General features: G+C 71.9%; 12 protein-coding genes. 9 read left to right on the top strand and 3 right to left on the bottom strand.

The genetic code is table 11. The annotated features are described in order from the left end of the window. The first annotated feature begins 102 nt into the window (after positions 1-102). The 4 genes from ACTWP5_RS03195 (at position 103) to ACTWP5_RS03180 (ending at position 4,869) form a co-directional block, all read left to right on the top strand. A complete protein-coding gene (locus ACTWP5_RS03195) occupies positions 103-285 on the top strand; it encodes a hypothetical protein (RefSeq protein ID WP_443219132.1) in 183 nt (60 codons plus the stop codon). A gap of 162 nt (positions 286-447) precedes the next feature. Continuing rightward, positions 448-1,017 (top strand): BlaI/MecI/CopY family transcriptional regulator, encoded by a 570-nt coding sequence (locus tag ACTWP5_RS03190; RefSeq protein WP_443219332.1) that lies wholly within the window; start codon positions 448-450, stop codon positions 1,015-1,017. Between the two features lie 212 nt (positions 1,018-1,229). Then, positions 1,230-1,574, top strand: a complete 345-nt coding sequence (locus ACTWP5_RS03185) for a histone-like nucleoid-structuring protein Lsr2 (RefSeq protein ID WP_443219131.1) — start codon at positions 1,230-1,232, stop codon at positions 1,572-1,574. A 769-nt stretch (positions 1,575-2,343) separates the two neighbouring features. Further along, entirely contained in the window at positions 2,344-4,869 is a 2,526-nt protein-coding gene (locus tag ACTWP5_RS03180; protein WP_443219130.1) for an ATP-dependent Clp protease ATP-binding subunit, read from the top strand. Positions 4,870-5,017: 148 nt separating this feature from the next. Here the strand turns inward: ACTWP5_RS03180 and ACTWP5_RS03175 are convergent, their stop codons facing one another. From ACTWP5_RS03175 to ACTWP5_RS03165, 3 genes are all read right to left on the bottom strand, one after another. Further along, the gene (locus tag ACTWP5_RS03175; RefSeq protein ID WP_443219129.1) at positions 5,018-7,678 is read right to left on the bottom strand and encodes an NACHT domain-containing protein; all 2,661 of its coding nucleotides are present in this window, start codon (positions 7,676-7,678) and stop codon (positions 5,018-5,020) included. A 106-nt stretch (positions 7,679-7,784) separates the two neighbouring features. After that, a complete protein-coding gene (locus tag ACTWP5_RS03170; RefSeq protein ID WP_443219128.1) occupies positions 7,785-8,288 on the bottom strand; it encodes a hypothetical protein in 504 nt (167 codons plus the stop codon). Between the two features lie 411 nt (positions 8,289-8,699). After that, positions 8,700-9,005: a hypothetical protein gene (locus tag ACTWP5_RS03165; RefSeq protein WP_443219127.1), complete on the bottom strand. Its 306-nt coding sequence runs from the start codon at positions 9,003-9,005 to the stop codon at positions 8,700-8,702. A gap of 220 nt (positions 9,006-9,225) precedes the next feature. Between ACTWP5_RS03165 and ACTWP5_RS03160 the strand changes: the two genes are divergently transcribed. From ACTWP5_RS03160 to ACTWP5_RS03140, 5 genes are all read left to right on the top strand, one after another. Next, positions 9,226-10,206 (top strand): helix-turn-helix domain-containing protein, encoded by a 981-nt coding sequence (locus tag ACTWP5_RS03160; RefSeq protein WP_443219126.1) that lies wholly within the window; start codon positions 9,226-9,228, stop codon positions 10,204-10,206. Between the two features lie 165 nt (positions 10,207-10,371). Beyond that, complete coding sequence (locus ACTWP5_RS03155) at positions 10,372-10,950, top strand: hypothetical protein (protein ID WP_443219125.1); 579 nt, start codon at positions 10,372-10,374, stop codon at positions 10,948-10,950. Positions 10,951-11,156: 206 nt separating this feature from the next. Next, positions 11,157-12,638, top strand: a complete 1,482-nt coding sequence (locus ACTWP5_RS03150) for a pectate lyase family protein (protein WP_443219124.1) — start codon at positions 11,157-11,159, stop codon at positions 12,636-12,638. Positions 12,639-12,808: 170 nt separating this feature from the next. Next, positions 12,809-13,030: a hypothetical protein gene (locus ACTWP5_RS03145; RefSeq protein WP_443219123.1), complete on the top strand. Its 222-nt coding sequence runs from the start codon at positions 12,809-12,811 to the stop codon at positions 13,028-13,030. 108 nt (positions 13,031-13,138) lie between these two features. Beyond that, positions 13,139-13,732, top strand: a complete 594-nt coding sequence (locus ACTWP5_RS03140) for a DNA-3-methyladenine glycosylase I (RefSeq protein ID WP_443219122.1) — start codon at positions 13,139-13,141, stop codon at positions 13,730-13,732. Positions 13,733-13,740 lie beyond the last annotated feature (8 nt).

Genomic DNA, 13,740 nt, shown 5'->3' with positions numbered 1-13,740 from the left:
ACACGCCCCGGCCAAAAGGGGTGGACCGGGCGTGGCGGCCTGGCGGCGGGTCGGTACGCTGGGGTCGGCTCCCGCCTGAGCGCCCCGAGGAGGCCGAGCACCGTGGACTACATCGCCGCACTCTTCCCGCCCGCCGTCATGGCGGTCGCCTTCACCTGGCTGATCGTGACCATCGTGCGGACCCAGGGCGGTGCCAACAAGTACAAGGAGGACGCCGCGGTGGACGCGGCGATCGCGGCCCGCGAGGCCGCCGCGCGGGAGGCCGCCGCCGACAGGCCGGCCTGATCCCACGCGTCACCTTCCACCCCCCGCGCCACCCCTCCCTCCCTCCGGCCCGTCCGGCTCTTCCTACTCCATTGGCCGTCGCGCCACACATGTCCGCTTTGTCTTGTCGCGGCTATTCTTCCCCCTGTGCCTCGGCCATTGGGAGAGTTGGAAGACGCGGTGATGACCCGCGTATGGGAGTGGAACCGGCCCGTCACCGTGCGGGAAGTTCTTGAGGATCTGCGACGGGAACGCTCGATCGCCTATACGACGGTCATGACCGTGCTGGACAACCTGCGGCAGAAGGGCTGGGTGCGGCGCGAGCAGGAGGGCCGGGCCTATCGATATGCCGCCGTGTCGACCCGCCCCGCCTACTCCGCGGCATTGATGAATGACGCGTGGGCGCAGAGTGACAACCCCGCCGCGGCACTCGTCGCTTTCTTCGGCATGATGTCGCCCGAGCAGACCGAGTCATTGCGTGACGCCCTGCGTGTGGGACATGTGCCGGGTGTGCGGGTGCTCTCCGACGAAGACGGCCGGGAACGGGAAGCGCGGCGGGAACCGGGGCCGGAAGCAGGGCGGGAACCGGCGTCGGAACCCGAGTCGGAAGCGGGACGGGAAGACGGGCGGGAACACGGGCGGGAAGGCGGAGGGGAACGCGGCTCCGAAGACCGTACCGAAGACGGAGTGGACGCGGAAGCCGATGCGGGGGAGATCCCGGGAGTGCGAGAGGGAGACGGCGGCGCGGACTGAGCGGCCGTGCCATCGCATCATCCGACCCGCCGAATATTTCTCCGGGTACATTGGGTAACAGGCGCGGGTGGTGTGTCCCAGATCGTCCCATCGTGTCTTATCGGGTTCGACGGAATCCCCACCCAGGGTTTGTGTTTTCTCGGCATTGGCGGTTTCATTACACCCGCAGTACACCTATTGGTATTCGGCAACCATGAATGAGGAGTAGCCCGGTGGCACAGAAGGTACAGGTCCTTCTCCTCGATGACCTCAGTGGCGGCGAGGCGGACGAGACGGTTACGTTCGCGCTCGACGGCAAGTCTTACGAGATCGACCTCAACTCCGAAAACGCGGACAAGCTCCGCACGGCGCTGGAGCCGTATGTCAAGGCCGGTCGTCGTGCCGGTGGCTCCCGTGCCGCCCGTGGCAGGGGTCGCGCGGCCGCCCCGGCTTCCGGCAGCAGCAGCCAGGACACGGCGAAAATCCGTGCCTGGGCGAAGGAAAACGGATACGAGGTCAATGACCGGGGTCGCGTCCCGGCCAACATTCGCGAGGCCTACGAGAAGGCAGGGGTCTGACCCGCACCTGCCGGACGCGTCCGGCGAGCGGGCGCGGCGCGGCGTCGAAGCTCCGCGCGCCTGTACGGGGAGTCGCACTCGTTGTGTGGGCGGCTCCCCGAGGTGTCTGTCCGCACGGGGGGCACACGCCGGCTCCACGCTTTCCCCCCTGCTCGTCCACCCGCCCGGTCGTGCCGCCGCCCCCGCCGGCCGCGCCGTCCGCCCGGTCCGCCCCGCGCCCGCGCCGGCCGCGCCCCTCCTTCTGATCGCGCGCCTCTCCCGCCCGCGCCGCCCGGCCCCGCCACGCGCGGAGTCATCGGGTACGGGTTAACTCCATGTGACGATCTGGCGTCACATCGGCGCGGAGTGTGACATTCCCTTGTCCACGACTTGATCCCGTTCGCCTGTAGCGGATGTCCTCGGCGCGTGCCGCATGGAGTGACAGGCTGGAAGGGTAGGAAGTCTCCAATCGATCCGATCAAACACGATCAGCACACACGATCCATCACGCGATCAACACGATCGATGCAAGGGGGGCGGTGTCGTGGGCCCGGGGTATGTCGGCCAGGAGCGTTCGCCATCGGCGTAGTCATCCGGGGTGCCAGTCCTTGGCCTGCGGGAACATCGTCTCGCACCATCGAGTTGTAGCTGTCGTCGCCTGCTCGGGACCGTGCCCGATGACAGGAGAGGACAGTGGGAATGAGCGGTCCCCCGTTGCGGGACTAAGCTGCGGAAGGACAGGGAGGGGACCGACCCCTTTACTGCCTGACCGCTCTGAGGAGCGATAACGATGTTCGAGAGGTTCACCGACCGCGCGCGGCGGGTTGTCGTCCTGGCCCAGGAAGAGGCCCGGATGCTCAACCACAACTACATCGGCACCGAGCACATCCTCCTGGGCCTGATCCACGAGGGTGAGGGTGTCGCCGCTAAGGCCCTGGAGAGCCTCGGGATCTCGCTTGAGGCGGTCCGCCAGCAGGTGGAGGAGATCATCGGGCAGGGCCAGCAGGCCCCCTCCGGGCACATCCCCTTCACCCCTCGGGCCAAGAAGGTTCTGGAGCTGTCGCTCCGCGAGGCCCTGCAGCTCGGCCACAACTACATCGGCACCGAGCACATCCTGCTCGGCCTGATCCGCGAGGGCGAGGGCGTCGCCGCCCAGGTCCTCGTGAAGCTGGGCGCTGACCTGAACCGGGTGCGGCAGCAGGTCATCCAGCTGCTCTCCGGTTACTCCGGCGGTAAGGAGGCCGCCACGGCTGGCGCGCCGTCCGAGGGCACGCCGTCCACCTCCCTGGTGCTCGACCAGTTCGGCCGGAATCTCACCCAGGCCGCCCGCGAGTCCAAGCTCGACCCGGTCATCGGGCGCGAGAAGGAGATCGAGCGGGTCATGCAGGTGCTCTCCCGACGCACCAAGAACAACCCCGTCCTCATCGGCGAGCCCGGTGTCGGTAAGACCGCCGTCGTCGAGGGCCTGGCCCAGGCCATCGTCAAGGGCGAGGTGCCCGAGACCCTCAAGGACAAGCACCTCTACACCCTGGACCTCGGTGCCCTGGTGGCCGGCTCCCGGTACCGCGGTGACTTCGAGGAGCGCCTGAAGAAGGTGCTCAAGGAGATCCGCACGCGGGGCGACATCATCCTGTTCATCGACGAGCTGCACACCCTGGTCGGCGCGGGCGCCGCCGAGGGCGCGATCGACGCGGCGAGCATCCTCAAGCCGATGCTGGCCCGCGGCGAGCTGCAGACCATCGGCGCCACCACGCTGGACGAGTACCGCAAGTACCTGGAGAAGGACGCGGCGCTGGAGCGTCGCTTCCAGCCCATCCAGGTCGCGGAGCCCTCCCTGCCGCACACGATCGAGATCCTGAAGGGTCTGCGCGACCGGTACGAGGCGCACCACCGCGTCTCGATCACGGACTCCGCGCTGGTCGCGGCGGCCCAGCTCGCCGACCGGTACATCTCCGACCGCTTCCTGCCGGACAAGGCGATCGACCTCATCGACGAGGCCGGCTCGCGGATGCGCATCCGCCGCATGACCGCGCCGCCGGACCTGCGCGAGTTCGACGAGAAGATCGCGAACGTGCGGCGCGAGAAGGAGTCGGCGATCGACTCCCAGGACTTCGAGAAGGCCGCCTCTCTGCGGGACAAGGAAAAGCAGCTGCTGACCGCCAAGTCCGCGCGGGAGAAGGAGTGGAAGTCCGGCGACATGGACGTCGTCGCCGAGGTCGACGAGGAGCTGATCGCCGAGGTTCTGGCCGCCTCCACCGGTATTCCGGTCTTCAAGCTGACCGAGGAGGAGTCCTCGCGTCTGCTGCGCATGGAGGACGAGCTGCACAAGCGCGTCATTGGCCAGGACGACGCCATCAAGGCGCTCTCGCAGGCCATCCGGCGCACGCGGGCCGGTCTGAAGGACCCGAAGCGGCCCGGTGGATCGTTCATCTTCGCCGGCCCCTCGGGCGTCGGTAAGACGGAGCTGTCCAAGACGCTCGCGGAGTTCCTCTTCGGCGACGAGGACGCGCTGATCGCCCTCGACATGTCGGAGTTCGGTGAAAAGCACACCGTTTCCCGGCTGTTCGGCTCCCCGCCCGGGTACGTCGGGTACGAGGAGGGCGGACAGCTGACGGAGAAGGTGCGCCGGAAGCCGTTCTCCGTGGTCCTCTTCGACGAGGTCGAGAAGGCCCACCCGGACATCTTCAACTCCCTGTTGCAGATCCTGGAGGACGGTCGCCTGACCGACTCCCAGGGCCGGGTCGTGGACTTCAAGAACACGGTCATCATCATGACGACCAACCTCGGCACGAAGGACATCTCCAAGGGCTTCAACATGGGCTTCGCCGTGGCGGGCGACGTCAACACCGGGTACGACCGGATGAAGGCCAAGGTCAACGACGAGCTGAAGCAGCACTTCCGCCCGGAGTTCCTGAACCGCGTCGACGACACGGTCGTCTTCCACCAGCTCAGCCAGGACGACATCATCAAGATCGTCGACCTGATGATCGCTCAGGTGGACGACCGCCTGAAGGACCGGGACATGGGCATCGAGCTCAGCTCGGAAGCCAAGGAGCTCCTGGCCAAGCACGGATACGACCCGGTGCTGGGCGCCAGGCCGCTGCGCCGGACGATCCAGCGCGAGATCGAGGACATGCTGTCGGAGAAGATCCTCTTCGGCGAGCTGCGCCCCGGTCACATCGTGGTCGTCGGCATCGAGGGCGAGGGCAAGGACGCCACCTTCACCTTCCGGGGTGAGGAGAAGTCCGCCCTCCCGGACGCCCCGCCCGTCGAGCAGGCGGCCGGCGGCGGCCCGAACCTCTCGAAGGACGCCTGAGGCACCCGCGCCCACGGACGCGACACGACGCGACGCCCCCGCGGCCACACCGGCCGCGGGGGCGTTCCGCGTGCGGGGCCGCCGCCCGGCCCCGCGCCGGTGACGTACCGGTGACGCGGCGGCACACCGCGTCCGTGCGGGACAGTCCTCAGGGGCGGTGAGCGTCCCCGGCGCGTCCGTCCCGCTCGACCGCGACCCCCTCCGGCACCCCGCGCACCGGCCCCACGTGCCGGCCGAGCCGCAGCACCCGCAGCCGGGGGAAGGCCGCCAGCCACCCCATGCCCTCGCGCGCGTCGTACGCCAGCAGGTACAGGTGGGTCAGCAGCTCCGCCACCAGCCCGTTCCGGCCCGTCAGCTCCCGGGGCGTCAGCTCCTCCCCGACCCGCACCCGCTCCCGGCCGCCGAGCCGCCGCAGCGCCGCCAGCTCCTCCCTGTCCGTGACCGTGAAGTACAGCCCCGCCGGATCGAGGTGGGCGATGATCTCGGCCGCGTACCGCTGGGTGTCGAACCGGTGCCACGCCCCCGCCAGCTCCGCCCGCACCGCCAGCGAGCGGTGGGAGCGCAGCCGCGCCAGGTAGTCGATCGCCGCGTCGTCCCGCACGCCCGAGGCCGTCGCCGCCAGCAGCAGCGCCTTACGGTCCGACACGCCCTCCGGCTCCGGCAGCAGCTCCAGCGCGATCGGTCCTATCCAGCCCAGCCCACGCGCCGCGCCCACCGAGTCCGGCTGCACCAGGAAGCGGGTCCGCTGCCGCACCGCCGCCCGCGCCTCGGGGCTCATCTCCGTGGCGTGCTCCACGCAGGCCGCCGCCAGCAGCTTGCAGTACCGGGCCTCCGCCGGCCGCAGGTGCGGCTTGGCCGAGATCAGGTCCTCGATCATCCTCGCGCACTCGTCCGGCCTCGCCAGCGACACCGCCATCCGGATCACCTCGTCCCAGTCCGGGCGGTGCGCGTTGCGCACCAGGTACGGGAAGTCGTGCCGCTCGACGGCCTCCTTGGCGCTGAGGTAGTCCTGGAAGGTGCGGTGCACGAAGTCGACGGTCTGCGGCGTCGGCATCCGCAGCAGCCCGGTGCGGTGCAGCAGGTGGCCGAAGAGCTGCGCCGCGCTGCCCTGCGCGCCGGCCGACGGGATCGCGGGGAGGTGCCGTTCGATGATGTCCACGGCGGTGTCGCGGGTGATCTCCGAGCGGTCGTTGAGCAGCATCCAGTGCGCGAGCTTCTGGAGCAGCCGCTCCTTCGCCTCCCGCTCCAGCACGATGCCGTCCGCGTCGACCTCCCGCTCCGGGTCGCGCCGCTCCAGCAGCATGGCCAGGGCCGCCTTGTACAGCGCCTTCCGGCCGCGCGGCAGGATGCCGCTGCGGTCCCGGTTGAGCGCGCAGATCAGCCCGCACATCAGGGGGTTGGTCGCCAGGCGCCGCAGCTCGCGCAGGATCCGCACCGAGTGCAGCAGCCGGCGCTCGTACTCGGGGAGGCGGGCGTGGTCGCGCCCGGTGTCCCCGGCCGCCGCCGCGTGCCAGGTGCGGATGAAGCGGGCGACCTGCTCGCGGTTCATCGGCGCCAGACCGAGCTCGACGAAGCCCTCGCCGGCCAGCCAGTCCTCCCGCACCGCCGAGGGCCGCGACGTCACCACCCAGACGTTGCCGGGGAAGGCCCGCAGCAGCGCGGCGAGCTGCCGGCGCAGCGGCTCGCGCCGCTCGGCCGGCGCCTCGTCGATCCCGTCGAGCAGCAGCAGCCCCCGGCCCGCCGCCAGCAGCCGCGCGGCCCAGCCGTTCGGCTCCGAGCCGCCGAGCGGATGGCGCGCGGCGGTGAGGAACGCGGCGGGCGCGGGCAACGCGCCGTCGGCGATGCGCCGCACCGGCAGGACGATCGGGACACGCCCGGCCAGCCGCCGGCCCAGAGCGCCCGGCAGCGTCCCCTCGGCGGCCGACACGGCGAGCCACTGGACGAACGTCGTCTTGCCCGCGCCGGCGATGCCGCGCAGCAGCACCCGGTCGGAGCTGGCGGCGGCCAGCGCCTGGTCGATGGGCACGGGCACGGGAGGGTGCGGATCCAGGCCCGAGCCGCCGCTCCCGCCGGCCGGCGGCTCGGCGCCGAGGGAGAGGTACGTGGCGCCGAGCGACCACGTGTCGGGCGAGTTGGTGAAGTCGACGCCGACGATCGTCAGGCGGCTGTGGAGCCGCACCAGGCTCGCCAGGTACGCCTCCTCGAACGCCGCGTCCTGGCCGCCCGGCTCCCCCTGGCGGTGGAGCGCGCCGACGATCTCCTCCAGCCGGCGGGTCTGCTCGACCAGGGTCCGGGCGACGAACGTCGAGCGCTGCGTGAAGAAGTGCAGGATGTGCACGGCGGCGGCGTCGACCAGCCGCTCGTGGAAGAGCGCCGCGTCGCGCGAGACGGCCTCACGCGAGACGGCCTCGCGCCCACCGTCGCCGCGTGCCGCACGCCGCAGCCGTTCGGCGAGCCGCTCGGGACCGAGCGCGACGGCCTGGACGTCGTCCATGTCCAGCTCGCCCAGGGCCACCATGCTGCGGGCGAACAGCTCCGTCACCGCCACCACGTCGTCCTCGGAGAGCGCGTCGTGCGGCCCGACCTCCCGCAGCGCCCGGCGCACCAGCTCCTCACTGAGGCCGCGCAGCTCCCCCTCGCCGAGCGTGCGCCGCTCCCCCCGGAGCGACAGCAGCGACGCCACCCGCACCGGCTTCTCCACCAGCCCCGCCCCGCGCCCGTCCCGCGGGAAGAGGCGCGCGACGAGGGGTGCGAACACTCCCGACGCCACCCGCAGCCCCGCGGAGAGGCCGGCTCCCCCAAGTTCCATACGACCCAGCGTAGATGGAGGGAGGCGGCGCGTTCGGAGTTCCGCGGGCGGCGTTCGGCGGGCGGCGTCGGGAGGGTGGGAGGGGCGTGCTCGCGGGGTCGGGGGCTCAGTCGGTGGGTTCGAGGTCCGTCGTCGTGAAGAACTGGGGCGCGCCACACGCGAAGGCCGGCAGGTTCGGGCCCTGGTCCACGCAGACCTGGAGCTGGACCAGGTCGATCGGGGCGGCGGAGGTGCCCAGCTCGTTGGTGAGACTGAAGGCGAACGGCAGGCCGTCGGGGACGTTGTCGGCGGTGACGGTCGCGTAGTCCACTCGCTCCTGGCCCATGCCGGTGTAGGCGGTGAAGACGAGCAGCCCGCGTCGCAGGCAGCGCGCGTCGTCGTTGCTGGTCAGCACGCCGGCCACGTTGACGCTTCCCGGGGACTGGTCGGGGGTGGGGGTGGTCTCCCAGTGCAGCGTGCCCTCGGTGGCGGCGCTGCGGCAGCCGAGGGCGAACTCGCCGGAGAAGAGGTCCACCGGGTCGGCCTCCTCCGCCGTGGCGGGGGTGGCGGCGGCGACGGTCGCCGCCAGGGCGGCGGCGGTGACGAGGGTGGCGCGAAGGGGGTGTCTCATCGACGGCTCCTGGTCTGTGCGATCGGTGGGGCACGATCGGTCGGTGCGATCGTCCGTGCGATCGGATGGTGGGCAGGGCTGAGCGGGGTGCGGCTCGGCCGACGTGCGGGCGTGCGCGGGTGCCGGGTGTGCGGGGGTGCGACGTGCCGTGGTGCGACGTGCCAGGGGTGCGAGGTGCGAGACGTGCGACGTGCGGGTGCGTGCGACGTGCGGTGGGGCTGGTGGGAGCGGACGGCGGTCACGGTGGGGTGACCCGACCCGGGCGATGGGAGCGCTCCCAAGTTCTCGCTCGCACAGATGGTCGTGGTGTGGCGGGTGTGTGTCAATACCTTGGACAACGGGCGGCTCCCGCCACCGGAGGTGTGCTGGTGACGGGAGCGGGAGAGGTCGGCCGCGCGGCGGCCCGACGGGTCAGGGGCGGCGGTCGGGGGACCAGTCCGCCAGCCAGACCACCTCGTGGGAGGTCCGCGGTCGGGGTGCGCCGCCGTCGTGGACACCGTGACGGACGCCGTGACGGATGCCGTGTCCGGCGTGGACGCCCTGGGCGAACGCGCGGAGGGCTCCGAGGATCCGACCGGCCGCCGTCCTCCCGTCGTTCGCCGTCCTCGCGGTCTCCCACACGTCCGCGTTCCCCACGCCGGTGGGGTCCACGGTGGCGGACGCGGTGCCGGTGACGTCGAAGACGCCCCGGCCGCCGGCGGCGTTCATGCTCGTCATGATGCGTCCCCTCGCTGTCGTGACTTCGTGACTTCGCGACTTCGTGACTTCGTGACTTCGCGACTTCGTGACTTCGTGAGCTCGTGGTTCGTGACGTCGTGCGTTCGTGGGTTGCTGCGCCTGTGGTGCGTCGTCTCTCGTCCGTGTCTCTCACGAGGATGCTGTTGATGCGTGCCGTGCCGCCATTGGCGTGAACGCCATCCTTCGTTAAGATTCCGCCATGGCGAGGAACGAACGACACACGGTCGCGGTGCTCGCCACGCCCAACGGCTCCACCTTCGAGATCGGCGTGGCCACCGCGGTCTTCGGGCGGTACGTGATCGACCTGATGCCGCCCCACTACGAGTTGCTGCTCTGCGGCGAGGACGGCGGCGTCGTGGACCTCGGCGGCGGGGCGACGCTGTCCACGCCGCACGGTCTGGAGGCGCTGACGCGGGCCGACACCGTGATCGTGCCCAGCGTCCACGAGGTCGAGGTGCCGCCCTCGCCGGCGTTGCGCGAGGCGTTGCGCGCCGCCCACGCGCGCGGTGCGCGCATGGTCTCCACGTGCACGGGCGCGTTCACCCTGGCGGCGGCCGGCCTCCTCGACGGCCGGCGCGCGACCACGCACTGGCGGTGGGCGCCCCTGCTCCAGGAGAGGTATCCGCTGGTCACCGTCGACCCGAGGCCGCTGTACGTCGACGAGGGCTCGGTCCTCACCAGCGCGGGCAGCGCGGCCAGCCTCGACCTCTGCCTCCACCTGGTGCGCCGGGACCTCGGGGCCGAGGTGGCCAACGCCCTGGCGCGGCGGCTGGTGACCCAGCCGCACAGGGAGGGCGGCCAGGCCCAGTACATCGCCACGCCGGTCCCCGTCCAGGCCGCGGACGCGGGCGACGGCGAGGGCGTGGCGCGGAGCATGGACTGGGCGCTGGAGCACCTCACCGAGCCGCTGACGGTCGCCACGCTCGCGCGCGTCGCCCGGATGTCCGAGCGCAGCTACCTGCGGCACTTCTCCCGTGTCACGGGGAGCGCTCCGATCCGCTGGCTCACCACGCAGCGGGTGCGGGCGAGCCTGCCGCTGCTGGAGCGGGGCGACGCGTCGGTGGAGGAGGTCTCCTCGGCGGTCGGCTTCGAGTCGGCCGTGACGTTCCGGCATCACTTCCGGCAGGTGATGCGCACGACGCCGACGGCGTACCGGCGCGGTTTCCGTTCGGCGGTGTGACCGCGCCGGTCACCTCGGCCGCCACCCCGGCCGCCAGCCCTTTCGGGTCGGGCCCTCGGAGGCGGTCTGGACCGTTCGCCGACGGTGCGTCACGCTGTGAGGACCCCACCACAGGTGGGTGACATGGCCGTCGTGGCCAGGGGGTTCTCCATCGTGGGGGGCAGCATGGCGAGACCAGATGCGGTGCGCAACGGCGTGATCGCCGGGGCGATGATCACCGCCGTCGGCGCGATCGTCGCGGCGCTGATCCAGGTGAGCGCCTCGGACGGCTCGGACGACGCGGCAGGCTCGGGCGGCGGCGGGGACGTGGCGTCCTCGTCCCCCTCGACGGACGCGCCGTCGTCGTCGCCCTCCGAGGAGCCGTCGGGCCCGTGGCTCTACGACTGGGTGAACGCGACGGGTGACAACGTGACCGTCTGCGGGGGGATGTTCCCCGCCGGCGAGACGGTGGAGTTCACCTGGGTCGGGTACGACACGGACGGCGAGGCGCTGGACGGCGGGGTGCCGTTCCGCCAGGTGCCCTCGGCGAAGGTGGACGACGAGGGCCGGTTCATCTCGGTGTCGGACGGGCCGCCGCCGCCCGGCAGTCTTCCGGACGGCACCGTGAGCCTGCGGGTGCACGCGAAGAGCGGAGGCAGCGACGCCACGGCGACGTCGCGCAGAAGCCTGCCGTACAACGCGACGACCGGCCACATCGAACTGTCGGAGACCCGCGAGGCGGTGTGCCCCACCTGGTGGAACTGAGGGCCGCGCCGTAGACGGGCGCACGACGGCCGTTTTCGGCCACACAGAACGGCAACCTTTCGGCCGCCGGTGGCGACGCATCGGTCAGAGTCTCAGGAAGGGGACGTTCCATCGTGCGTCGTGTGAAGCGTTGTCAAAGCCGCGTGTCCCGTGTCAGACGTGACAGACGTGTCGGAGGTGCCGGACGTGTCGGACGTGTCGGTCGGATGAGGGCCCTGGCGGGCGTGGCCGGCCTCGTCGCGGCCCTCACCGCCGGGCTGCTCACCGCGCCGGCCGGCGCCGCGGACGCCGTCGGTGCCGGGGCCGGTGCCGGCGGCACCGGAGGCCAGGGGCCGCGTGCGGGCCAGCCCGTCGGGTGGGCCGCCACGGAAGGGGGCACGACCGGCGGCGCCGGCGCCTCCGAGAGCAGCATCCATGTCGTGGAGACCCGCGCCGAGCTGGCCGCGGCGTTCCAGAACGGGGGCGAGCCGGAGGCCCCGAAGATCATCTACGTCCGGGGCGCGATCAACGGCCACGAGGCCGCGGACGGCACCCTGCTCGACGAGCAGGACTACGCGCCCGGCTGGGACCTGGAGCGCTTCATGGCCTGCTACGGGCCGGAGGGCACCGAGTGGAGCGACAGCCGCTACGAGTGGTGTGGGGACATGCGCCGGCTCCGCACCACGGGCTCGAACGCCGAGAAGCGGCAGATCCAGCTGGAGATCCCGAGCAACACCACGCTGGTGGGGATCGGCGACGACGCCCAGCTGCTGGGCGTGTACCTGTCGGTCCGGCTCGGCGAGAACATCATCGTGCGCAACCTGCACTTCGAGGCCCCGGTCGACTACTTCCCCTCCTGGGACCCGTGGGACGGCGAGCACGGCTCGTGGAACGCGCGCTTCGACGCCCTGTCGCTCGTCACCGGCTCGCGGATCTGGATCGACCACTGCACCTTCACCGACGGCCGCTTCCCGAACGACGAGGCGCCCGTCGGCTTCCACGGGCAGCCGGTGGAGCGGCACGACGGCCTGCTGGACATCGAGGACGGCTCCGACCTCGTCACCGTCTCCTACAGCCGCTTCCTCGACCACTCCAAGACCATGCTGATCGGCTCGGGTGACGGCAACGCCGACACCGACCGCGGCCGGCTCCGCGTCACCCTCCACCACAACCTCTTCGAGGACAGCCAGCAGCGCAGCCCCCGGGTCCGCTTCGGCCGGGTCCACGCCTACAACAACTACTTCGTCGGCAGCACCCAGGACCCCGGATACCCCATGGTCAGCGAGGAGATGGGCGGCTCCGACTACTTCCTCGGCATGGGGCTGGAGTCCCAGATCGTCTCCGAGTACAACGCCTTCCACCACACGGGCCCCGGCGCCTCGCCCGACGTCATCCTCGACAACCTCAACGGCCACCTCTTCCGCGACCACGGCTCGTGGTTCAGCGACAGCCCGTCCTGGCGGCCCGAGCGGGTGAACGTCAACGGGATCGCCGAGCGGAAGTTCGAGGAGGCGTCGGCGGAGGCGATCGCGGCGGCGGAGCAGGCGGGGACCGAGCCGCCCGTGTGGGCGACGCGGGAGTTCTCGACGGACGTCGGTTGGCAGCCCTCCGACGTCTACCGCTACACGCCGCAGCGCTCCTCGCACGCGGTGCGCGCGATCGTGCTGACCCAGTCGGGGGCGGGGGTGCTGCCGATCACGGCGCCGTGAGCGTGAGGGGCTGAGGCGCTCGGCTGAGGCGCTCGACTGAGGCGCCGCCCGCGTCGGGCCGGGCCGGGCCGCGCCGGGCCGCGCCGCGTCGGGGCCGCACGGTGGTCGCCGTGCGGCCCGGCCGGCGCGGGCCCACCATGGACGGGGGACGTGGAGGAGGTGAGCGCGTCGTGCGGCACCAGATGCGAGCGGAGTACGACGGCCAGGCGGCGGGGGAGCCCGACGGCGCGGCCGTCAGGTCGTGGCACATGGTGCGCGGCGACGAGCACGTCGCCATGTGCGGCCGTGCGCTGGAGCCGGGGGCCAGGACGCTGCCCGAGAGCGAGTGGGGGCGGACGGCGGAGCCGTTCTGCCACACGTGTGGGGCCATGTACCTGCGGGAGGTGCCCTGAGGAGTCCGGCGGGGCGAGGGGGCCCGCCCGACGGTCTGCCCGCGGCGTCCTGAGCTGCGGCGACGCTCGCCGCGCCGCGTTGTCAGTGCCGTGCGGCAGACTGCCCGCATGGACGACGAAGCACGGACCACGGGTGTGGCGGTCGGCCCCGACGGGCTGGCGCGCTGCCCGTGGGGCACGACCCCCGAGGAGTACCGCGTGTACCACGACGAGGAGTGGGGACGCCCGGTTCGCGGGGACGACGCGCTCTTCGAGCGGCTGTGCCTGGAGGCGTTCCAGTCCGGCCTGTCGTGGCTGACGATCCTGCGCCGCCGTGAGGGGTTCCGCGCGGCCTTCGAGGGCTTCCGGATCGGGCGCGTCGCCGCCTTCGACGAGGCGGACCAGGCCCGGCTCCTGGCGGACACGGGCATCATCAGGAACCGCCTGAAGATCGAGGCGACGATAGCGAACGCCCGGGTGGCGGCGGACTGGGCCGAGGGGGAGCTGACCGAGCTCGTCTGGTCCCACGCCCCCGGGGACCGGGACAGCAGGCCGGCGCCCCGCCGGGTCACGGACGTGCCGGCCACCACGCCCGAGTCGACGGCCCTGGCCCGCTCCCTCAAGCAGCGTGGCTTCCGCTTCGTCGGCCCGACCACGGCGTACGCGCTGATGCAGGCGTGCGGCCTGGTCAACGACCACCTCGCCGACTGCCACGCCCGCTGAGGGCCCGT

The sequence above is a fragment of the Streptomyces sp. 4N509B genome, assembly GCF_052245655.1.
Lineage (GTDB): Bacteria > Actinomycetota > Actinomycetes > Streptomycetales > Streptomycetaceae > Streptomyces.
The sequence above is the reverse complement of the archived record's forward strand: the minus strand, read 5'-3'. Positions and strand labels throughout refer to the sequence as shown.